We start from the raw sequence: 21,408 nt of genomic DNA on the forward strand, positions 1-21,408 counted from the left end.
AAACCTCTATCCCCTATTTTATCAGAGACAAAGGCTTAATTATAGCTATTTACCAAAGCTTAATTGCATTTGGGAAAATGGCCAATACTTTATATCTACTTTTCCGACAAGCTGATTAACCGATATAAAACCAAACGTACGACTATCTAAACTAGATTCACGATTATCTCCCATGACAAACAAATTTCCGTTTGGTACTTTCGTCTTCCCAGTCTTTTCCTCCAGTGTAAAGTCACTTGTATATGGCTTTATCTCATCCATCTTTTTAAATGGTTTCAGAAAAGTTTCTTTGACATATTTTCCGTTTATAAAAAGCTTATCATCCTTGTATTCTATTTCATCACCAGGTAAGCCAATAACCCGTTTCACATAATCATCTTTCGCACTTGCATGAAACACGATAACATCAAAACGATCGACATCTGTCAAATCGTATACTACTTTATTTACCATTAACAGGTTTCCATCATAAAGGGTCGGTTCCATCGATTCACCATCAACGACGTAGCTTGCAAATAAAAAGGATCGAAAAAGAAATGCCAATGCTATTGCTAATAATACAACAGGGATAATTTTACGTAAGTATTTTCTTTTCATACAAATTTCCTCCAGGGCGTTTTCTCCGGTCCAGCAAAAGCGCCCCATGATTAATGGAGTTAATAATTATCCATCCTTTTAATAGACGCTTCCGCTTTTCTCTTTGTCTAGCATACCCCGTTTAGATAATTTCTAACCTAATCTCTTTCGGAAATTTCTTTGATTAATGCTTTTCGTTGTAAACGACGCTCAACGTATTTACCGATAAGCCAAAATGATACAATACATATCCCAACTACTATCGTTTTTACCGGTTCCTTTGCAAATTCAAAAATACTTGATCCCACATAAGCTATGGAAAATATCATGACAGATTTACCAAGCAATACTGCCAATATAAATTGTTGGGTGCTTATATTGGATAAACCGGATACAACATTTATCACTGCTGAAGGTGAAAAGGGAAAACACATTAATAGAAATAGCGGCCCAAAGCCACGTCTTTCAACCCAGCCAGTAACCTTATGTACTTGTTTATTGTTACGGATTGCTTTAAAAAGTCGCTTATCACCAAGTCTTCGTATGATTAGAAAAACCAAAACAGCACCAACCGATGCCCCAGCCCATGACAGCAAAAAACCCTCCAGCAGCCCATATGCCGCAGCATTTGCAAACACAAAAACAACCAATGGTAAAAATGGCAAAAATGCCTCTATGAAAGGTAATGCAATCCCTGGAATAGGACCTAAACTTTCATATTCATTTAATAATTGCATGATATATTCATCTAACTTGTCTTCTTGAAGTAATATCTTGAGATTAGCTATAAAATTTAACGCATCCATTAATATGTCTCCCTTAATCACCTATAAACATCGTATACACCTAATGCAAGTTTATCTTCTTTTAGTTTAAATTAAACCTGACTATCTGCAAAGCCAGAAATAAAGATATTAGCCTCTTTCTTTTCAGCTTCAAATTTTTTAGTGTATTTTTTATTTATTTTATCATATAATGATAACAGAACAAACGTTCTATTGATGGAGGGTTATCATGCGCTATCTTAATGAAGAAGAATTACAGTTAGCTTCACGCTTTCTATTTCTTTCGATGGCAATGGTTGTTATTCAACAGGATATTCAGCACATCCAGCAGGGAGCTTTTAAGATTAAAGAACCTTATGTTGAACTTTTGGAAAAAATGAATTCAGAAGCAACAAGTGAGCGAAGGAAATTGCGAAAAATGATGGAGGACGGGAGCATACGGGTAGTAACACTAAATAAAAATGATTCATTTTCTTCATTTTTATTTATTAGCAAAGGTCGGGAAGAAAAACGTAATTATTTTAACCCTGCTATCCGCAAAAAAGTGGAACTAATCGTCCAGGAACTTATGCAAAAGGCTCTGCCACCACATCAGCATTCTGTTTCTGCAAATACTTAATACGGTTATCCAATAAATAGCGATATTGTGCAGTTCGATGTACTTGATTGAGCAGAGACCCGTGAGAAACTTCCACAAAAATCGTTTTGCCATTCTTAAATACAACTTCAGTAAACTGTCCAGGGCCTTTGATGACCTGATTAACATGAGAATGGGCAATCCACGAACACTTTGGGCTTGTTGGTGCAATTGTAGGAAAGAAATACATGCCACTGGTAGGATCAATCGAAATGGGAGCTTTGTGTGTAATACCACAAATATCGCGGGTGCCGTCTTGACGGCCACGTAAACTTGAACCGAAGAACTTGCAAGCATAATCTATGACTTTACTTGGGGGTTGTTGAACAAAATACTCTTCCTGCTCTTCTAAAACAGTCGTATTAATATTTCCGTTTTCATCATGCTTTGCTATCACTGCCATGGTTAGAGGAGTTACTTCATGCGATGGAAAGTAAACATCATTTAACATTTTATCTTCATCCTTTCATAATTAAATGAAAAGAAAGAGGCTTATTTATAATTTACCAAATTTCGAGTAAAAAAGGTATTAATAATTTAATTTTTCAACAAATTATTAGCAATGTTCACAATTTAGACAAAATTAATCTGTTGAATCTGGCAAGTTGTCATCATTGCTATTATTTTCATCAGTTAATTGTTCCTCTCCCCCTCTTTGATCTAGTTGTGCATGAAAATCCGGATTTAATATTGTGAATGTAGCTAATTCCGGGGTATCATTATTTTTTTTCATTTTTAACAAATCCTTTTATTTTTTAGTATTCCAGGATTTGAGGTCAATTATACTAGCAAAAGAAGAAGCTCCTAGACAGTAAAAAGAGATGCTCTGGTTCAGAACATCTCTTTTCTATAAATAAATTCTACTGTTCTACTTTATTACGCAAATTCTTTCGTAAAATTTTCCCTGTCGTATTCTTTGGCAATTCATCCATAAATTCAATCTTTGATGGTACTTTATATTTGGCTAAATGCATTTTACAGAACTCCATTAAAATATCATCATTTAACGAAGGGTCTTTTGTTACAACAAAGGAAAGTACCGATTCACCAGTTTCTGGATGAGGTGTACCGATAACAGCTGCTTCAGCTATACTTGGATGCTCATATAATACTTCTTCTACTTCCCGAGGATAAACATTGTATCCGCCGACAAGAATCATATCTTTTTTCCGGTCAACGATGTAAAAGTATCCTTCATCATCCATTCGTGCCATATCACCAGTGTGAAGCCAGCCATCTCTTAATGCTAAAGCAGTTTCCTCTTCCAGCTTATAATATCCTTTCATCACATTTGGGCCACGAACAGCTAATTCACCGACTTCACCTGCCTCAACTTCCTCACCAAATTCATCAACCACTTTGTTTTCAACGTTAATAATACTTTTACCAATCGACCCGGGTTTTCTAGGCTGATCCAATGGATTAAAGCAGGTAACCGGTGATGCTTCAGACAGGCCGTATCCTTCAGAAATTATTGCATTAAAGGCTTTTTCAAATTGGCCGAGTAACGCAACAGGCATTGCTGCACCGCCGGAGATACATAAACGAATTCCAGCAAATGCTGAACTATTGCCTTCTGCGCTTTGCAGCAAGTAATTATACATTGTTGGTACGCCTGCAAAAATAGTTGCCTTGTGATCAGTAGCTATCTTAAACACTTCCTGCGGCGAGAATTTAGGCATAATCAATACAGTTCCGCCATTCATTAATGGAGCATTCAACGATACAGTTAAACAAAACACATGGAACATCGGCAACGCTGCAATAACTCGATCCTCTCCACTAATTGTTAAATAATCAGCAGTATCCTTTGCATTCGAATAGATGTTTTTATGAGATAGCATCGCACCCTTTGGCTTACCTGTGGTCCCGGACGTATATAAAATAATTGCAGTATCCTCGTCACTCATTTGTGGTGCATCAAATTCCAGGTTTCCTTCCTGTATCAACTGAGTAAACGATTTCAATTTAGCTGATAAAGGACTTTCATCTAATGAAATATTTGCACCACTCTCGCAGGATATATAATGTTTTACACTTGGAACCTGATCAGCTATCGCTTCAAATTTCTCAAGTAACACATCCATGGTAATGACAGCTTTAACATCACCATTTTTCAGTATGTAACTCATTTCGTGTGCTGTGTATAGTGGATTAATTGGAATGATGACTGCCCCCATACGAAGCGCTCCATACAGTGCAATCACATAGTATGGGCTATTCCCAACTACAAGAGCAATATGGTCACCTTTTTTATAGCCTAGTTCTTGTAAACGTGAAGCAAATTTTGTAACAGATTCTTCTAATTCCATATAGCTTGTCTCTTTATCCTGAAAAACATATGCGGTCTTATGCGGGTTCTCTTTGGCTGTAATGGATAATTGTTCTGTTAAGTTCACATTAATCCCCCTACGATTAGTAATATGAATGAATAATCATTCATTTTTATAGTAAAATTCATATTAATTATAAAATACAGAAAACGACAAATCAAGTGAAAGCGCTTGCTGATTCATTAAAAAACGAACCTCCCAGCAATAAGTAGTTTTGGAGTATAATTAATGGTTAACAATAGATATAAAATGCGAAGTAACTGCAGGAATAAAATCTATAAACTCTCGTCCCGCCGTCCGGGGTTCGCTACGGGCGGATGCTTTCCGCGGGCACGACCTCAGCCTCCTCGAGAAGACCACTCTGTGGGGTCTTCGGAACGTGCTATTCCCGCAGGAGTCACCGCCCTCCACTCACCCGGACTACTTTAGTGCTGTCACAAATTTATTCTATAGCGATTCAGCGGAGGAAATACACGTAGACTCCTGTGGGAGCTGAGGCCTAGATGAGACTACGCAGCGACGTAGGAGCAAGGAGGCTCATCAGCCGCCCACGGAAAGCGAAGTGTATTTCCGAAGCGGCATCATAGCACTCAAACTTTTAAATAGTACGTCGCAGTTTATATCTAATGCGAAGATTAAAACGAGAAAACTTACAAATAGAGCCCAAAAAAATGACCATCAATCAGCAGTACAAATTGATGGTCACTCATATCCAATTTTAATGTTTTAGATTTGTGGTTGGTAACGGAGATCCAATATTCACTGTTGATTAGTATAACAAGTTGATAAAGTCTTCTTTTGAGATTTTGCCAAGATAATGTGGTACGTCAACATCTTTTAATGCCTCTTCAATTGCATTTCGCTCATGATGAACACCAACAAGCTTATCTTCAATATCACGAACTTCACCAAGTCCGAAGAAATCCCCGTAAATCTTACAGTTCTCAATCGTTCCATTTTTTACATCTAAACGAACGTCGACAAGTCCAGCATCAAATTTATGTGATTCCTGAATATTAAATTTAGGAGACTTCCCATAATTCCAGTCCCATTTCTGATAGCGTTCCTCTGATATTTTACGGACATTTTCCCAATCCTGCTCCGTTAACTCATAGCGTGGTATGTCTTTCACATCCTCCACGTCGAACACATAACGTAAAATCAATTCTTTAAATTCGTCCATCGTGATCTTGTCTTCCAGGAATTCAGAAATATTTGCAACACGGCTGCGAATTGATTTTATTCCTTTAGATTTGATTTTCTCCATTTTCACATTTAACGCTGAAACAACATTTTCAATTTCCGAGTCGAACATTAAGGTTCCATGACTAAACATGCGTCCTTTTGTTGAAAACATAGCATTGCCGGATATTTTCCGTCCATCTGCAACAAGGTCGTTTCTGCCTTGTAATTCTGCTGGGACACCCAATTTATTCAATGCTTCCACCATAGGCTTAGTGAATTTCGCGAAGTTTTGGAAGCTCTCCCCGTCATCTTTTGTAATAAAGCTAAAGTTTAAATTACCTTCATCATGATAAACAGCTCCGCCACCAGAAAGACGACGAACAACTTTAATACCGTTATCATCCACATAGTTCGTGTTAATTTCTTCAATAGAATTTTGGTTGCGTCCAATAATAATGGAGGGTTTATTAATATAAAATAACAAATATGTATCTTGCTCTCCGAAGTTCTGTAAAACGTACTCTTCCAATGCCAAATTTATGGTTGGATCTGTAATGCCTTTATTATCGATAAATTTCATCAAAATCAGCCTCCCTATTGATAATGTATCCATTGATAAGTTTAATAGATAAGGCTGATACAATCAAAACTAACGACTTTTCTCCCAGACAAATCCTTCCTTCGCGAGTTGAATTTCACCTGTAAAATAGTTGCCTGCTTCTTTTACCAAATCGTAATTGTTACCAAACTGTGGTAAATGACTGAGCAATAATTCCTGCACATGTGCTTCTTTTGCAATCATAGCCCCTTCTTTACTATTCATATGCCCTGCACTCGAACCATCCTGTTCCTCGTAAAAGTTACAATCTGTTATCAGGAGGTCGGCATTATTCGCAAACTCAGACCACTCTTGCGTATAAGACGTATCTGCTGTATAAACAATAACACTTTCGCCATCAGTAATTCGCATACCGTAGCATGGAACAGGGTGTTTGGTTTTTAGAAAGGTTATGGATATAGGACCTATCTCCAATGTTTCACTTGGATCATATGCAATTCCTTCCGTATTTTTATGTGTTAGTGATTCAAACCCTCCTAGGTCTTCCGAATGACCATATATAGGTAAAATTTCATTTCGCTCATGTACAAACGAATGCACTAACCATGCATACTGCATAACACCAATATCAGCTATGTGATCACTGTGATAATGGGAAAGAACAACTGCATCGATATCCATTATGTGTTTATAATTCTGTAATTTAGATAATGCACCACTTCCTGCATCAACTAATAATGAGAAATCATCCTTCTCAATTAAATAAGCCGAAGTCGCTCCATCCGGGGCAGGATAACCACCCCAGCAGCCTATTACCGTTAATTTCATAGACATTCACCTCATTTTATTAATTTGTTGTAACACAGTATTGACATTACGCATACTGTTATATTACAATATAGCTATCAACTTAAAGGAGGATACACATGATAAACGTCGTTGAGTTTTTCAGAAATTTACCAAAGAAAAAGTGTCATCAGTGCGGGCAGGCCATGCATGAGAAAGCTGATTGCTATGGTAATTTATGTGACGAATGTGATCATCCAGCTAGATAGTATCTAGTATGACCAAAAAACTGAAACCTATTTTAAATGTACTATAACAGAGATTCTCTTTCTATTTAACAGCTATATAAAATAGCTGTATTTTTTTGCAGTTAAGAAGCCAATATCGTTAGAGTGCGCACCCACTATCTTGGCAACATGCCGAATTTTCTGAGCAACAGCATATTTCTGAAAAATATTTCATTTAAACTGTATTTAATTTATAATTAATTAGAGAGACGAATTAATTATTTTGAAAGGGGTACAGTTATGACAACTAAAAACAAACGTTGGACACGTTCAGAAGTACCGACTGAGCAAACTTGGAACCTGACAGATTTATTTGCTACAGAAGAAGATTGGGAAAAAGAACTAACAGCTATTCAGGCAAATGTTAGTGATGTTACACAATTCAAAGGAAGACTGAATAACGCCGATAATTTATTAAATTGCCTGGTTGCTTTAGAGAACTTTGAAAAACGTCTCATTCGAATAGGAACATATGCTAATCTTAAGGCAAGTGCTGACGGGACAGATCCTAAAAATCAAGGTGATATGTCCAGGATTTCCTCCGTAATGGCTACTTTAGGTGCTAAATTAACGTTTATTGAATCCGAGCTGCTGGAATTTTCTCCTAGTGCCATTGAACAGTTTATTGCCAATGAACCAGGATTAGAAACCTACCGTAAAATGCTTGAAGATATAATGGAAAAAAAACCATTTACACTAGCACCGGAAATAGAAGAAACACTTGCAGCTCTTGGTGAAGTACATAGTTCCCCATACATGATCTATCAGCGCAGCAAATCATCGGATATGATATTTGAGCCGATTGTAGATGATAATGGTGAAGAGTTGCCAATGTCATTTGCACTTTATGAAGACCGCTACGAATTATCACCTGATAAAGACATTCGCAGAAAAGCATATGACTCCTTCATCAAAACGTTAAGCCAATACAAAAACACATATGCGGCTACTTATGCCACCGAAGTCAACAAACAGGTTAAGATGTCTAGCTTGCGTTCGTATAGTTCCGTAACAGAAATGCTGCTCCAATCACAACAAGTAACACAAGACATGTATCATAATCAGTTAGATGTAATCCAGAAAGAATTAGCACCACATATGCGCCGGTTCGCAAAACTTAAACAGGATAAGCTGGGCTTAGATGAATTACATTTTTCAGATTTAAAGGCACCATTGGACCCTGAATTCAATCCAGAAACAACATACGAGGAAGCAACAACGACTATTCTTGAGGCACTACAGGTAATGGGGTCTGAATATAGCAAGATTATGAAGCAAGGGGTTAACAATCGCTGGGTGGATCAAGCAGATAATGTTGGAAAAGCAACTGGGGCATTCTGTGCGAGTCCATACGGTGTCCATCCCTATATCTTAATCACGTGGACAAATACCATGCGTGGCGCTTTCATTCTTGCACATGAATTAGGACATGCTGGCCATTTCTATCTAGCTGGTAAAAACCAATCGCTTTTCAATACACGACCATCAACCTATTTTGTTGAGGCACCTTCGACCTTAAATGAACTATTATTAGCTGATCACTTGATTAAAAAGACAGATGACAAACGAATGAAGCGATGGGTCATCACACAATTATTAGGAACGTATTACCATAATTTCGTTACTCATTTACTAGAGGGTGAATTCCAGCGTCGTATTTATGATTTAGCCGAAGAAGGCACCCCATTAACTGCAGATGTACTGTCCAAACAAAAGAAAGAAGCCTTGGAAAACTTCTGGGGTGATACAGTAATATTGGATGAAGGCGCTGGCCTAACTTGGATGCGCCAGCCACATTATTACATGGGTCTGTATCCATACACATACTCAGCAGGATTAACAGTATCTACCGCAGTCGTACAAATGATTCAAAAAGAAGGACAGCCAGCCGTTGATCGCTGGTTATCTGTACTTAAAGCTGGCGGTTCCATGAAGCCGCAGGATCTGATTGAAAAAGCAGGTCTTGACATGTCCAAGCCAGACGCAATCAAAGGTGCGGTTGCATATGTCGGGGAACTTATCGACGAATTGGAGAAAAGTTACGAATAACGAAAGTGTGCCCCAAAGCAATCGAGCTTTGGGGCACTTTTTAATTTCATTAAAGAGATTTTCTGCGCCATTAGTTGACTCAAATCTTGCTGGAAAATGAATAATGCGACATGAAAACTGAATTAAGTGATGTGAATACTGAATTAAGCTCCACGAAAACTGAATTACAGCTCAAACTGCTGAACGAAGACTGAATTATCCGCATGAAGACTGAATCAGCCCAGCATCAACTCTCGCACAAATACACAGCAGAAAGCCCATCACCAGACTCAAATCTTGCTGGAAACTGAATATTGCGGCATGAATACTGAATCAAGTGATGTGAATACTGAATTAAGCTCCACGAAAACTGAATTACAGATCAAACTGCTGAGCGAAGACTGAATTATCCGCATGAAGACTGAATCGCCCCATAACCACCTCTCACACAAATACTGCAGAAAACCAAACCCATCATCATATAAAAAACTGGCACCAGGCGATTACTTATCGCCTTGATGCCAGTCCAATCATCCACGCAAATATTCCAGTACATCAGCAACTGCTCTTTCACCTTGACCAATACAGTCAGGAACACCGATTCCTTCGTATGAACTACCTGATAAAAATAGTCCGGGAAGCTCACGGCTTGCCTCGTCCCGTACATTAGCAATCCGCTCTTTGTGTCCAACAGTATATTGTGGCATTGCATTTTGCCAGCGTGTAATGACACTGAACTCTGGCTTCTGGGTAATGTTCATTGTTTTGTTCAAGTCATTCAGCACAATTTCGATAATTTCCTCGTCTGACAAATCCACTACCGATTGATCAGTTGGCCGTCCAACATAACAACGTAATAATGCTTTTCCCTCAGGTGTAGACTGTGGCCATTTCTTATGAGTCCATGTACATGCGGTAATCCGAAAATCACTGTTTCTGGACACAACGAATCCTGTTCCATCAATATCCTTTTTAATTGCTGATTGATCAAACGCTAATGCAACGTTGGCCACCGATGTTGCTGGAATGTCATGAAATTCATTAAACATGTCATACTGGCTAAACATTTTTGGCAATGTATAATGTGGTGTTGCCATTACAATCGCATCTGCCTTATATACCTCACCACTGCTTAACAATAAATGATAGCCTTGGTCCTTCTTTTCAACATGATCTACTGCTGTGTTCAATGAAACAACAACATCTTCAAGTGTTTTCTCAAGCGTATGTATCAATGATTCAAAACCATTTATAAAGGAGAAGAACATACCTGGTTTTTTGCCTATAGACTTTTTCTTTTTCGGTGTAGTTTTTTGCAGCCCTTTAATCAAACTTCGATGCTTTTGCTCGAGTTGATAGAAATTCGGAAATGTTGCCATTAAACTCATATCATCTATATTTCCGGCATAAATACCAGACAATAGCGGTTCAATCAGATTCTCTACCAATTCATTCCCAAACCGACGACGGAAAAATCCACCTAATGATTGATCGCTGCCTTTTTTGCTTTTTGGAATCACAAAGTCCATTCCGGCACGAAGCTTTCCTTTAGGTGAAAATATTCCTGAAAATAAAAAAGGACGTACTCGTACCGGGATACCCATAAATGCGCCTTTAGGCATTTTATGCAACTTATTGTTCACTAAAATATACGACTGCCCAGTGCCATTACGAACGAGTTGATCGGTCATACCCAATTCTTCTGCTAATTTCACAGCAGGCTGTTTGCGTGACAAAAACGAGTCAGGGCCGCGTTCAATTGTATATCCATCCTGTCTGACTGTTTTAATTTTCCCTCCAAGTCGGTCACTTGCTTCAACAAGCTTAATCTCATAGGGTAAATTGTTTTCTTTAATTTCTTTTTGTAAATAGTAAGCAGCGGTTAACCCAGTTATCCCGCCGCCGACTATTACAATTTTTTTCGTTTCGTTCATCGTACTTCACTCTTTGCTTTTTGTAACACAACATTAGATAAGGTAGCGATGAAATCAGGATGGACATTTGGCATTTCAGGTCGATAATAATTTGCGCCTAATTCATCACATACTACTTTACATTCATAATCATTGTCATATAGAACTTCCAGGTGGTCTGCAATAAAACCTACTGGAGCATATACAAATGAACGATATCCTTTTTGTTCATACAGGTCACGTGTTAAATCCTGTACATCAGGACCAAGCCAAGGATCAGGTGTATTCCCCTCACTTTGCCAGCCAATCGCATAATCTTTTATTCCTGTTTTTTCAGATATAAGCCGTGCTGTCTCTTTTAATTGGTCAGGATATGGGTCACCATTTTGCAAGATTTTTTCTGGTAAACTATGAGCTGAAACGACTAATACTGCCTTCTCACGCTCTTCAGCAGACATTTCATCATAAACTGCATTAATTTGATTTGACCAGTGTTCAATAAATCCAGGCTCATCATACCAGCTTTCAACTGATTCAATGTTAATTCCGTATTTCTCTGCCTCATCATTTGCACGAGAATTATATGACTTCACACTGAATGTTGAATAATGGGGAGCCAACACGAGTGATACAGCTTCATTAATCCCATCTTCAGCCATCTGTTCAACAGCGTCTTCAATAAATGGTGCAATATGCTTTAATCCGATGTATACACTGTATTCAACTTCATCCTGAGAAGCATTGAGATTGACCTCTAAAGCTTTTGCCTGCTCCTGTGTGATTTTTGCTAACGGAGAAATACCACCGATTGCTTTATAACGGTCTTTTAAGTCCTGCAATGCTTCTTCAGAAGGCTTTCTTCCGTGTCTGATGTGCGTATAGTACGGCAAAATATCTTCCTCTTTATTCGGTGTACCATATGCCATAACGAGTAGTCCCATTTTCTTTTTTTCCATTGTTAAACACCTCTTCTATCCTCTTATTATCGTTGTGAATAGGAATGAATTAGTTCGGTTAATTTTTTAAGCGTTTCTGGGTTAATATCTGGTGTTACACCATGACCCAAGTTGAAAACATGACCTTCTTGCATAATCGCTTCATCTAAAATGCCTTTTGTTTTTGCTTCTATTGTTTGCCAATCTGAAAGCAAAACGGCTGGATCAAGATTGCCCTGCATTACCTTTGTTACACCCAATTCTCGTGCTTCGGTAATGGATGTGCGCCAATCCAGGCCAATTACATCCACTGGTAAATCATTCCATTCCATCAACAAGTGCCGTGCACCTACGCCAAAAATAATTAAAGGCACATTTTCCTCTTGCAAGGCAGTAAAAATACGATTCATGACTGGCTTTATATATACACGATAATCAGCAGCATTTAGTGCTCCTACCCATGAGTCAAAAATTTGTATGGCTTTTGCGCCAGCTTCAATTTGTGCCTTAACATAAGCAATCGTCATATCTGCTAGTTTGTCCATTAATGCAAACCATACCTCTGGCTGACGATACATAAATGCTTTTGTTTTTGCATAGTTTTTAGATGGTCCACCCTCTATCATGTAGCTTGCCAATGTAAATGGCGCACCGCTAAATCCGATAAGCGGAACTTCCAGCTGCTCTTCACTTAATAAACGAATGGTATCCAGTACATAAGGAACATCGGTTTTAGGGTTGATTGCACCCAACCTTTCTACATCTTGAAAGCTCTCTATTGGGTTGTGAATTACTGGCCCGATTCCAGATTTAATTTCTACTTCAACTCCAAGTGCAGGTAGAGGCGACATAATATCCTTATATAAAATAGCTGCATCTGTTCCATAATGTTCAACAGGCAGTCGTGTCACATACGCACATAATTCCGGCTGATGCGTAATTTCAAATAATGAATACTTTTCCTTTAATTCCCGATATTCTTTTTGGGAACGCCCAGCCTGTCGCATAAACCAAGCTGGGATATAATCCGTTTTTTCTCCATTGTAAGCTCTTAAAATTGTATCATTGATTTTTTCTGACATTATCTTCATCCTTTTAAACTGCCATTTTACCTACTTAAGGTCAACTATCTACTATTTACTATAGCTTTTTCCCATCCCACTGTATAGCAAACCACAAGGATTGTCACCAATTTGTCTAAATTACATTGACAAAGTTACGGTATTTGATTTATTCCCTTCCCGTTTAGTCAAGGGATCGTACGGTACAACATAATAGCTGGTAGCTTTAAAAATACTTATATTATTTACAGTAAATTCGTTTTTCTCTTCAACTTTACCAATTCGTTCATCAACACCTTCTTTTTCCTGGTAAATATGATAAACAACCCGATCGTCTTTAGCCGGGGTCCAGTGCAGCTTTCCTTTAAATAATGAGAAGCCCCCAAATGTATAGTCTGCATTTAATACCAATTCTTCAGGTAATTCAATCGGTTTTGGTAAATCCTTAACATTTTCAGGCTTGTCAAAAGTAGCTGCAAGAGTTTGCTCCTTATCCAGTTCAGAAAGAATCGCCTTCGTAAGTTTTGTTGGAAATTCACTGCCGCCAGTTAAGTAATGCTCTTTATCTGATGTATCATACCCCATCCAAAGCGCACTTACATATTGTGGGGTATATCCAACAAACCATGCATCCTTTACTTCATCAGCGACATGCGGATGCTGAGTTGAACCAGTTTTTCCTGCTAATGCCTTTGAGAATTCGCCAGCACTTGCTGTCCCCTCGTTAACAGCTTCCATTAATATCGATGTCATATTCCAAGCCACTTGTGGACTGAATACATCGGTTGTAAATGCCTTACCTTGAAAAATAATGTCGTTTTGCTTGTCATATATTTTATCGATTGCAAATGAATCAATAGTTTCCCCGTTTCTAGCGAATGAAGTGTAACTTTCAGCCATTTTTAAAGGGGTCAGACCTTCGGAAAGTCCACCTAGCGCAATAGCAAGACCTTCATCAGGGATCTTAATGTCCATTTTAGTTAAGTAGTCCTTTGCATGGGATACCCCCAATTCATTCAAAAGCCAAACTGCAGAAGCGTTTTTTGATTCTATTAATGCTTCAAATATAGATACAGCACCCTCATAATTACCGTCATAATTCGTCACGGTATATCCATTTATTTCCATTTTTTGATCACGTATTAGTGTATATGGCTGATATGCTTCCTGCATCATAGCCGGTCCATATACTGCAATTGGTTTCATCGTTGAACCTGGCTGTCGGTTAACAGTCACACGGTTCAAATCACCTAACTGATAATCCCTGCCGCCAATAGCAGCAACGATTTTTCCCGAATCCTGTTCCATCATGACGAAAGCGCCTTGAACACCCTTCGTATTTCCTGGGAAATAGTCCCCATTTTTGAATTTATTGAAGGCAATTTTTTGCGCCTTTTCATTCATATTTACAACAATTCGATATCCACCGCGTTTTAACTCACTATTCGACAAATTATAATCTTCTTTAGCTTCCTGTAACACTAAACTAATATAGCTATCTGTCCACGGATTTGGTTTATTTTTTTTTAGTTCTAATCCTAATGTCTTACCTTGAGCACTCATACGCTTCTCAGTCGAAATTTTGCCTGTATCATCCATCGCTTTTAAGACAACATTTCTTCGTGCTTTTGCTTTCTCAGGGTGATCAACTGGCGAATATCCATTAGGTGCTTTAGCTAGTCCTGCCAATAGCGCGCCTTCCATCACATTTAAATCCTTAACTGGCTTCGAGAAAAACTTTTGTGAAGCAGCCTCAACTCCATATAAGCCTTGTCCAAAATAAATTTCATTTAAATATAGTTCTAAGATCTTCTCTTTCGAAAATTCGCGTTCCAGGTGTATTGCTGCCATCACTTCTTTGGTCTTACGCATCCATGTTTTATCATTATGCAAAAACAAATTCTTAGCTAATTGCTGTGTAATGGTACTTGCACCTTCCACCTTAGCCATAGCTATAATATCACGATAGACCGCTCGCACAACCGATTGAAAATCTACACCTCCATGATCATAAAAACGTCTGTCCTCAACAGCTACAAAAGCCTCCGTTACATGGTCTGGAATTTCTTCTATGTTAACCGGGATTCGATTTTCATAATATAATTTACCAATTATTTGCCCATTACTTGTTTCAATTGTTGTCGTTGCATCCAGTATTAATTCTTCTTTATCAACAACAAGGTTTCCACCGAATAAAATAGCCGTATATCCTATTATTGCAACAATTAAAATAAAAGCGGACGAAATCAACAGCCATTTCATTTTCTTTCTTATAGAGCTCTTTGATTTATGCATTTGTTCACCTCTATATTTACTGCACACACTCTTTATTATACGACAAAATTCGTCATTAAAAAAGGAATAATACTTAATGTTACTTAATAATTATTTTAATTGAGTTTGAGCCAAAAAATAGGGTATGTTAAAATGAAAAGAAAGAAAGGGGTATATTATGAACGCATATATGACGAATGGGACATTTGATTTTCTAAAAAAACTTAGAGACGACCATCCATCTATTAATTTTTATTATATGAGCGGGGACTCTAGCACGTTAGTTTATTATGAAGCTAGCAGTAAAAGCATTTTCTCAGCAGGGAGATCGTATGAGGCAATTATCAAAAATGGAGAATTACAGGAAAGTGGCTTTGTTGTCATGAATAACATCCCTGTTACCGAGGACGGTGCAGCAGTTTTTGAAGACCGGTTCAAGCAACGGCAACAGAATGTGGACTCAATGCCTGGATTCCAAGCATTTCGTTTGTTAAAGCCGAAAAAAGGTAATACTTATGTTGTCTTGACACAATGGGCCAGAGAGGATGACTTTGAAAACTGGAAAAACTCGGACCAATTTAAAAAAGCCCATAAAGACGGCGGAACAAAACCACCTGCATATTTTGCAGACAGACCGTTCATAACAAGCTATCGAATGATAAACCTGGATGATGAGGAGTCCATGTAAAGAGATTCTCAACCTCACAGGGTGCCTCACTAAAGACTACAAATCGGTTACCATTAGTTGACTTTCACAGTTTATCAACTGTGAAGATAAAAATTTGTCATCCGCAAAAGGCTCAATCGCTGAATACGTTAGCTATACTTACACACTCAAGAACAAAAGCGCAAGCGCCTGTTCAGTGCCGTATGGACTGCGCTCAGCGCTGCGGGTGGGTCGACGTTGCCGCGCAAAGCGGCGGTCTTAGTCGATCTTCCTTTTCCCTGAGATAAAGGATACACGAAGAGCGTAAGCGATTCGATGTTGACTTATCGTAGACACGGGGAGGGAAGTCCACTAGGCGCTAGGCGCTGGCCGGTGAGAACGCCACGTCCTGTGGCGTCACCGGCACTAGTACGTCCTGTACGTCGGAGCTGGACGTCGCTGATTCGGAAGTCCAAATATCCACAATACTTAAATTTTATAATTTCCTAAACAGTAAAAAAGCTAGCTTGGGGTAACCACCCTAGCTAGCTTCTTCATTCCCATCTACTGCATACTCATTGAAAAACGCTCTGAACATTTCTTCCGATTGCGATCCATTCACTCGATCTACTTCTTCTCCATCTTCAAAGTGAACAAGTGTTGGGGTACTTTGGATACTATAATTACTCCATGCATCTTCAAATTCCAGTACATTTAATTTCTTCATATCAACGCCCATGTCCTCAGCCAGTGGGGCAAGTATCGGTGTAGTACGCTTACAGTGTGGACATGTTGGATCATAAAAATACACGGTTACGTCCTCTCCGTTATCCAACTTTTCCTCCAAGTTATCAGGGGTGATTTGATTCTGATAATCAGGATCATCAAGCTGATCAATTGTTGCTTGATGCAAGTTATCTTTTCCATAAGGATTTTCATTATCGCCCATTGCCTGGTTGTTTTTATAATCAATCACAAAGTAAAGTGCAATAAACAAAACTAGTATTGAAGCCAATATAATTAGCATTTTCTTTTGCATATCTTACTTCCTCCCATCTTGTTTGATAATTATAATATGTAGAACAAAAATTACAATAAACGCAATTCCAGCTAGAAAAGGAATCGTAACAAATCCAAAATAATTAACGTATTGCGTATTACATGGAACTGCTCCACAAGATCCACCAGCTTCATGCAACGCTGGCAATTTTTGAATTAGATAATGATAGATTGAGACTAACAAGCCAATTCCACTTAAGATTAACCCTGGTAAGGCAACTGCTATATCCTTTTTAAAAGCTGCTGCACCATAGATAATCACTAACGGATACATTAAGATTCGCTGTATCCAGCATAATTCGCAAGGGACATACCCCATTACTTCAGAAAAGAACAAGCTGCCCAATAGCGCAAGAAGTGCCTGTGCCCAAACAAGCATTAATAATGTTTCATTTGATTTTGTATTGTCCATGTTCGCGCACTCCTTTATTTATCATACATAAGAATTATACAAGACTCTATATAAAAAAATCAAAAAAGAGGATTACATAATTCTAATCCTCTTGTTTAACTATGTCATTTTTGTGAACATATACAGCTGCTTGTGTACGGTCATGAACGTCCAGTTTTGACAGTATATTACTAACATGTGTTTTTACTGTTTTAATCCCAATATAAAGTTTATCGCCGATTTCCTGATTGGTAAGGCCATCACCGATACACAAAAGTACCTCAAGCTCGCGTTCCGTTAGTTCATCGTGTGCTTTCCTTTGCTCTGTCCGAAAACTGGTCATCATTTTCCCAGCAACCTTTGGCTCAATTACATTTTCGCCGGCTCCAGCTTTTTTAACTGCATCTGCAATTTCGGATGCTGAAGAAGTTTTTAAAATATAACTAAACGCCCCCGCTTCAATTGCAGGAAACACCTGTTTATCATCATAGTAGCTTGTTAGAATAATAATTTTACATGCTGGCAACTCTCTCATTACTTTTGCAGTTGCTTCAATTCCTGAACCATTTTCCATCATCAGATCCATTAGAACAACATCTGGTTTTGTTTGTAAAATCAAATCGGCACCGTCATTGCCACTAGCAGCTTCACCAACAACTTCAATGTCACTCTCCGTCTGCAAATAGGCTACTATCCCTTTACGCACAATTTCATGATCATCTACCACTACTACACGAATTATCATTTCTCTCCTCCTAATTTAACAAGGAATGCGGATATCCAAATATGTTCCTTCACCTTGAATTGAACGGATCGTGAACGTTCCACCTAGTTCCTCGCTTCGCTCCCTCATCGTTTTCAATCCATATGAAGTTTTACGGTTCGTATCTTCATCCACATTAAAACCTTCTCCATTATCACTGATATGCAAAAATAACTCATTTGCTCTTATAAAAACTTTTATTTTAGCTTCTGATGCAGCGGCATGACGGAGTGTATTTGATAATGATTCCTGAATTATACGAAAAACATGTTCTTCCGTAGTTTCGGACAGTTCAATATCTTCATCAATCGATACCGTAAAGTTCATATTCGTTTTTTGTTTCAGTTCATCAATTAGCTTCTTTACCCCAATTGGCAAAGGTTCCCCGGATAAATGAACAGGACGTAAATGCAATAATAGTGCACGCATCTCAGTCTGTGCCTTCAACGCGCTATCAGCTACATCTCTTAGTTGTGTCTTAGCTACTTCAGAATCAATATCCAACTGCTTCAAAGCCGCTTCAGACATCATGGTTATTGCGAATAACTGCTGACTGACCGCATCATGCAGATCACGAGCTAATCGCTGTCTTTCTTCAATGACTGCAGCCTTATGTGACGACTTGGCAAAATCGGCTTTTTCATCAGCCATTCGTTGTAATGACTTCACCTGATTTTGTAACTTTTCGCCAAGTTCATTCATTTCATTACTAATTCTCGTAACCTCGTCACTTTCATTAAAATAGACACGAGATTGATAGTTTCCATTCGCAAATTGGGTAATTAAGACAGATAAATAATCCAACCGTTCTTTTATTTCGCCACTTGATTTAAACCCGGCATAAACAGAAATTATAAGACCTAATAAAACATACAGCAAAATAAAGACAAATATACTCATTGCAGAAAGCCAGTCTGGGCTTACCAGGACATGTATCGACAGTAATACAGATAAAAGAATAACAGTTGTTAGAAAAACCGCATATAAATGAGAACGAATATACATGTAACGGATACTGCTAAATTTTTTCATCATTTATTCGTTCCCCTTTCAGACCGTAACAACTCGAATGGAACCTGCCTTCAGATCAAGTAGAATATCCAGTTTTTTTATTGCTGTTTCGTAATCAACAGTTTCGTGCAGTAGATGTCTATTGATTCCTTCCGCCTTTCTCCCGGCTATGTCAATTTCTCCTGCCTTAACAGAAGCATCAACACGAAACTCAATATTCTCAGGAATTAGAATATGAACATCACCAGCCAACGAGTTAATGGTAATTGGAATTTCTTTTTCTGGAATAAATGCTTTTGAAAAATCGAGATAAAAATCACCAGCCATACTTTTAAGGTTCATCGCCTCTACTTTCCAGTTAGGCTGATTAAACTCATGTTCACCAATTGAGAAAAAACTGCTGTCATAATTGCCTTTTACTTTATTCTTTTTAGACAATTTTTTATCCCATTTGATATTCCACTTGCTTCGCTTTTGAGAATTACCTATAAAAGAAAATCCAATATAAACAATTAGCAGCGGCCACAATTTATACACATCATTAAAGGTAAATTCAATTAGTTCAAAACGGTCAAACAGCAACAGTGAACCAAATATGAAGAAAAATGACCCAAAAATCCAGCTTCCTCCATTATACCTTATTTTATCAAGCATCCACTTTAGACCAAATATAATAAATAGAACTGGATAAATATAAATCCAGGCATTATTCATATTAAAATCAATAATTCCTATATTAGCTAATACTAATGCTGCTCCTACTAAAATCAGCGTAATTGCTACAAAAGACCGCAAAAAACTATTCCTCATTTTGCACACCTCTTTCTCCCATTTGATACCTAGAATTACACTTAAGCTGTAAACACCAATTAATTTTGCGATACAGCCTCCATTTCGAAAACTCCCTCTGATTTAACCTACTTCTATTTTACTAAGTGGTATCTCGAAAGGTAATGGTCTCTGGAATGTTTCTGCCTCCGTCTTAAGACTGAATCTTAAACCTGCGATTACGTATCAGTTCGTATAAATAAATTAAACCCACTAAAAAAATAAATCCAAATATAAATCCCGCAAGTACATCTGTTAAATAATGCACATTAATCATATACCTGCTTATTCCAATCAGAAAAATTAACAGCGCAAACAGAAATTGAACCGCAAAAGTGGCTTTTGCAGATTTAAGATTCTTTGTAATAAAATACGCCAGCAGACCGTAACAAACCATTGATATCATCGCATGCCCGGATGGAAAACTATACCCTTCAGCATTTGCGGCAACAAGAATACTAGGGCGCTCCCGCTCAACAAGTCTTTTTATCAATATATTCAAGCCATGACTAGTAAGCGTTCCTACTCCAAAAACCAATGCCGGCAGCCAGTCACGAAAAAGCCACCATAACAAAAGGGTAATAATGATTGTGAATGGCACTAAAAACTCTTCAGATCCTAGTTCTGTCGTCCAGCGGAAAAACGTATAAATACTGGAGTCATCAAATTTTTCAACAATTCCACGTGTCAGCCGATCAACATACAAGGTTTGTCCAGTAATAATCCGCGCCACCCAGGTACCTAAGGTTATAATGACAATTGTAAATAAAAAAATAATAATATAATTCCGTTTATTCCACACGTAGATAACCTCCTTATCCCATAATACCTCATTTAACGTTTTAAAAAAACGGAATAGGGAAATGTAATTATATAGATAAAAATCTTATGAAAGGTTGCGATATGCTATGAATAAAGATTTACAAAATTTAATTGATGGTCTAAATGAAGACCTTGCGAATGAATATGGAGCAGCAATCCAATATACGTATAGTGCTTCAGTTGTTTCTGGGCTATATCGTTCTGCATTGAAACCATTTTTCGAGGCGGAAATCACCGATGAAATGGGTCATGCACTATACCTATCCGAAAAAATCAGCACACTCGGTGGAACTCCAACAACGAAGTCAGCAGATATTCCGCAGCCTACTGAAGTAAAAGACTTATTAGAGGCAACACTTAATTCGGAAAAAGACACGATTGAACGCTATGAACAACGTAAAAAACAAGCAGACGAATTAGGCTATACTGAGCTAGTTGTTAAACTCGAAGACATGATAGCTGATGAAACACATCATAAGGAAGAAATTGAACGATTATTAAAAGACCCAAGATTTTCATCATAATCCAG

22 protein-coding genes are annotated in these 21,408 nt (G+C 38.0%); 5 read left to right on the plus strand and 17 right to left on the minus strand.

Features of this window, described 5'->3' with window-relative positions; translation table 11 throughout:
• Nucleotides 1–45 precede the first annotated feature (45 nt).
• Nucleotides 46–597 carry a signal peptidase I gene (gene lepB, locus J2Z82_RS01055; protein ID WP_209478941.1) on the minus strand — a complete coding sequence of 184 codons (552 nt, stop codon included), beginning with the start codon at nt 595–597 and terminating at the stop codon, nt 46–48.
• A gap of 137 nt (nt 598–734) precedes the next feature.
• Nucleotides 735–1,382: a TVP38/TMEM64 family protein gene (locus tag J2Z82_RS01060; protein ID WP_209478942.1), complete on the minus strand. Its 648-nt coding sequence runs from the start codon at nt 1,380–1,382 to the stop codon at nt 735–737.
• Nucleotides 1,383–1,590: 208 nt separating this feature from the next.
• Between J2Z82_RS01060 and J2Z82_RS01065 the strand changes: the two genes are divergently transcribed.
• A complete protein-coding gene (locus J2Z82_RS01065) occupies nt 1,591–1,980 on the plus strand; it encodes a YhjD family protein (RefSeq protein WP_209478943.1) in 390 nt (129 codons plus the stop codon).
• On the opposite strand, the gene J2Z82_RS01070 is transcribed toward J2Z82_RS01065, so the two are convergent.
• The 5 genes from J2Z82_RS01070 to J2Z82_RS01090 all read right to left on the minus strand — a co-directional run bounded on the left by J2Z82_RS01070 (nt 1,928) and on the right by J2Z82_RS01090 (nt 6,903).
• Nucleotides 1,928–2,449 carry a competence protein ComK gene (locus J2Z82_RS01070; protein ID WP_209478944.1) on the minus strand — a complete coding sequence of 174 codons (522 nt, stop codon included), beginning with the start codon at nt 2,447–2,449 and terminating at the stop codon, nt 1,928–1,930. The two genes, J2Z82_RS01065 and J2Z82_RS01070, sit on opposite strands and share 53 nt — an antisense overlap.
• A gap of 132 nt (nt 2,450–2,581) precedes the next feature.
• Nucleotides 2,582–2,731: a hypothetical protein gene (locus tag J2Z82_RS01075; RefSeq protein WP_209478945.1), complete on the minus strand. Its 150-nt coding sequence runs from the start codon at nt 2,729–2,731 to the stop codon at nt 2,582–2,584.
• A 127-nt stretch (nt 2,732–2,858) separates the two neighbouring features.
• Complete coding sequence (locus tag J2Z82_RS01080) at nt 2,859–4,397, minus strand: fatty acid--CoA ligase family protein (protein ID WP_209478946.1); 1,539 nt, start codon at nt 4,395–4,397, stop codon at nt 2,859–2,861.
• A 703-nt stretch (nt 4,398–5,100) separates the two neighbouring features.
• Entirely contained in the window at nt 5,101–6,096 is a 996-nt protein-coding gene (lplA, locus tag J2Z82_RS01085) for a lipoate--protein ligase (protein ID WP_209478947.1), read from the minus strand.
• A 69-nt stretch (nt 6,097–6,165) separates the two neighbouring features.
• Entirely contained in the window at nt 6,166–6,903 is a 738-nt protein-coding gene (locus J2Z82_RS01090) for an MBL fold metallo-hydrolase (protein ID WP_209478948.1), read from the minus strand.
• Nucleotides 6,904–7,001: 98 nt separating this feature from the next.
• Here J2Z82_RS01090 and yhfH point away from each other — a divergent pair, with 98 nt between their 5' ends.
• The gene (yhfH, locus tag J2Z82_RS01095) at nt 7,002–7,130 is read left to right on the plus strand and encodes a protein YhfH (protein ID WP_092493621.1); all 129 of its coding nucleotides are present in this window, start codon (nt 7,002–7,004) and stop codon (nt 7,128–7,130) included.
• A gap of 258 nt (nt 7,131–7,388) precedes the next feature.
• Entirely contained in the window at nt 7,389–9,197 is a 1,809-nt protein-coding gene (gene pepF, locus J2Z82_RS01100) for an oligoendopeptidase F (protein WP_209478949.1), read from the plus strand.
• A gap of 509 nt (nt 9,198–9,706) precedes the next feature.
• Here the strand turns inward: pepF and hemY are convergent.
• The 4 genes from hemY to J2Z82_RS01120 all read right to left on the minus strand — a co-directional run bounded on the left by hemY (nt 9,707) and on the right by J2Z82_RS01120 (nt 15,380).
• Nucleotides 9,707–11,110, minus strand: coding sequence for a protoporphyrinogen oxidase (gene hemY, locus J2Z82_RS01105; RefSeq protein ID WP_209478950.1), 1,404 nt, complete (start codon nt 11,108–11,110; stop codon nt 9,707–9,709).
• Nucleotides 11,107–12,045 (minus strand): ferrochelatase, encoded by a 939-nt coding sequence (gene hemH, locus J2Z82_RS01110; RefSeq protein ID WP_209478951.1) that lies wholly within the window; start codon nt 12,043–12,045, stop codon nt 11,107–11,109. The genes hemY and hemH overlap by 4 nt, the downstream gene beginning before the upstream one ends.
• Before the next feature lie 26 nt (nt 12,046–12,071).
• Nucleotides 12,072–13,106 (minus strand): uroporphyrinogen decarboxylase, encoded by a 1,035-nt coding sequence (hemE, locus tag J2Z82_RS01115; RefSeq protein ID WP_209478952.1) that lies wholly within the window; start codon nt 13,104–13,106, stop codon nt 12,072–12,074.
• A gap of 120 nt (nt 13,107–13,226) precedes the next feature.
• Nucleotides 13,227–15,380: a transglycosylase domain-containing protein gene (locus J2Z82_RS01120; protein ID WP_209478953.1), complete on the minus strand. Its 2,154-nt coding sequence runs from the start codon at nt 15,378–15,380 to the stop codon at nt 13,227–13,229.
• Nucleotides 15,381–15,537: 157 nt separating this feature from the next.
• Between J2Z82_RS01120 and J2Z82_RS01125 the strand changes: the two genes are divergently transcribed.
• A complete protein-coding gene (locus J2Z82_RS01125; RefSeq protein WP_209478954.1) occupies nt 15,538–16,047 on the plus strand; it encodes an antibiotic biosynthesis monooxygenase family protein in 510 nt (169 codons plus the stop codon).
• Nucleotides 16,048–16,546: 499 nt separating this feature from the next.
• On the opposite strand, the gene J2Z82_RS01130 is transcribed toward J2Z82_RS01125, so the two are convergent.
• The 6 genes from J2Z82_RS01130 to J2Z82_RS19660 form a co-directional block, all read right to left on the minus strand.
• On the minus strand, nt 16,547–17,044 hold the full coding sequence (locus J2Z82_RS01130) for a thioredoxin family protein (protein ID WP_092493614.1): 498 nt from the start codon (nt 17,042–17,044) through the stop codon (nt 16,547–16,549).
• A 3-nt stretch (nt 17,045–17,047) separates the two neighbouring features.
• A complete protein-coding gene (locus J2Z82_RS01135) occupies nt 17,048–17,476 on the minus strand; it encodes a disulfide oxidoreductase (protein ID WP_209478955.1) in 429 nt (142 codons plus the stop codon).
• Nucleotides 17,477–17,558: 82 nt separating this feature from the next.
• Entirely contained in the window at nt 17,559–18,197 is a 639-nt protein-coding gene (locus J2Z82_RS01140; protein ID WP_209479165.1) for a response regulator transcription factor, read from the minus strand.
• A gap of 18 nt (nt 18,198–18,215) precedes the next feature.
• Nucleotides 18,216–19,253 (minus strand): sensor histidine kinase, encoded by a 1,038-nt coding sequence (locus J2Z82_RS01145; RefSeq protein ID WP_209478956.1) that lies wholly within the window; start codon nt 19,251–19,253, stop codon nt 18,216–18,218.
• Nucleotides 19,254–19,268: 15 nt separating this feature from the next.
• On the minus strand, nt 19,269–20,039 hold the full coding sequence (gene liaF, locus J2Z82_RS01150) for a cell wall-active antibiotics response protein LiaF (RefSeq protein ID WP_209478957.1): 771 nt from the start codon (nt 20,037–20,039) through the stop codon (nt 19,269–19,271).
• Nucleotides 20,040–20,211: 172 nt separating this feature from the next.
• Nucleotides 20,212–20,859 (minus strand): phosphatase PAP2 family protein, encoded by a 648-nt coding sequence (locus J2Z82_RS19660; RefSeq protein WP_209478958.1) that lies wholly within the window; start codon nt 20,857–20,859, stop codon nt 20,212–20,214.
• Between the two features lie 106 nt (nt 20,860–20,965).
• On the opposite strand from J2Z82_RS19660, the gene J2Z82_RS01160 reads away from it, so the two are divergent.
• A complete protein-coding gene (locus J2Z82_RS01160; RefSeq protein WP_209478959.1) occupies nt 20,966–21,403 on the plus strand; it encodes a ferritin-like domain-containing protein in 438 nt (145 codons plus the stop codon).
• Nucleotides 21,404–21,408 lie beyond the last annotated feature (5 nt).

The organism is Virgibacillus litoralis (assembly GCF_017873675.1).
In the GTDB taxonomy this organism is placed as follows: domain Bacteria; phylum Bacillota; class Bacilli; order Bacillales; family Amphibacillaceae; genus Lentibacillus; species Lentibacillus litoralis.

Excerpts from the sequence above, each read along its gene's own strand:
- pepF (WP_209478949.1), top strand. The coding sequence starts at position 7,389 with ATGACAACTAAAAACAAACGTTGGACACGTTCAGAAGTACCGACTGAG.
- J2Z82_RS01065 (WP_209478943.1), top strand. The coding sequence starts at position 1,591 with ATGCGCTATCTTAATGAAGAAGAATTACAGTTAGCTTCACGCTTTCTA.
- J2Z82_RS01060 (WP_209478942.1), bottom strand. The coding sequence starts at position 1,382 with ATGGATGCGTTAAATTTTATAGCTAATCTCAAGATATTACTTCAAGAA.
- J2Z82_RS01075 (WP_209478945.1), bottom strand. The coding sequence starts at position 2,731 with ATGAAAAAAAATAATGATACCCCGGAATTAGCTACATTCACAATATTA.
- hemE (WP_209478952.1), bottom strand. The coding sequence starts at position 13,106 with ATGTCAGAAAAAATCAATGATACAATTTTAAGAGCTTACAATGGAGAA.
- J2Z82_RS01120 (WP_209478953.1), bottom strand. The coding sequence starts at position 15,380 with ATGCATAAATCAAAGAGCTCTATAAGAAAGAAAATGAAATGGCTGTTG.
- J2Z82_RS01145 (WP_209478956.1), bottom strand. The coding sequence starts at position 19,253 with ATGATGAAAAAATTTAGCAGTATCCGTTACATGTATATTCGTTCTCAT.
- J2Z82_RS01070 (WP_209478944.1), bottom strand. The coding sequence starts at position 2,449 with ATGTTAAATGATGTTTACTTTCCATCGCATGAAGTAACTCCTCTAACC.
- yhfH (WP_092493621.1), top strand. The coding sequence starts at position 7,002 with ATGATAAACGTCGTTGAGTTTTTCAGAAATTTACCAAAGAAAAAGTGT.
- lplA (WP_209478947.1), bottom strand. The coding sequence starts at position 6,096 with ATGAAATTTATCGATAATAAAGGCATTACAGATCCAACCATAAATTTG.
- hemY (WP_209478950.1), bottom strand. The coding sequence starts at position 11,110 with ATGAACGAAACGAAAAAAATTGTAATAGTCGGCGGCGGGATAACTGGG.
- J2Z82_RS01130 (WP_092493614.1), bottom strand. The coding sequence starts at position 17,044 with ATGCAAAAGAAAATGCTAATTATATTGGCTTCAATACTAGTTTTGTTT.
- hemH (WP_209478951.1), bottom strand. The coding sequence starts at position 12,045 with ATGGAAAAAAAGAAAATGGGACTACTCGTTATGGCATATGGTACACCG.
- J2Z82_RS01135 (WP_209478955.1), bottom strand. The coding sequence starts at position 17,476 with ATGGACAATACAAAATCAAATGAAACATTATTAATGCTTGTTTGGGCA.
- liaF (WP_209478957.1), bottom strand. The coding sequence starts at position 20,039 with ATGAGGAATAGTTTTTTGCGGTCTTTTGTAGCAATTACGCTGATTTTA.
- J2Z82_RS01090 (WP_209478948.1), bottom strand. The coding sequence starts at position 6,903 with ATGAAATTAACGGTAATAGGCTGCTGGGGTGGTTATCCTGCCCCGGAT.
- J2Z82_RS01125 (WP_209478954.1), top strand. The coding sequence starts at position 15,538 with ATGAACGCATATATGACGAATGGGACATTTGATTTTCTAAAAAAACTT.
- lepB (WP_209478941.1), bottom strand. The coding sequence starts at position 597 with ATGAAAAGAAAATACTTACGTAAAATTATCCCTGTTGTATTATTAGCA.
- J2Z82_RS01160 (WP_209478959.1), top strand. The coding sequence starts at position 20,966 with ATGAATAAAGATTTACAAAATTTAATTGATGGTCTAAATGAAGACCTT.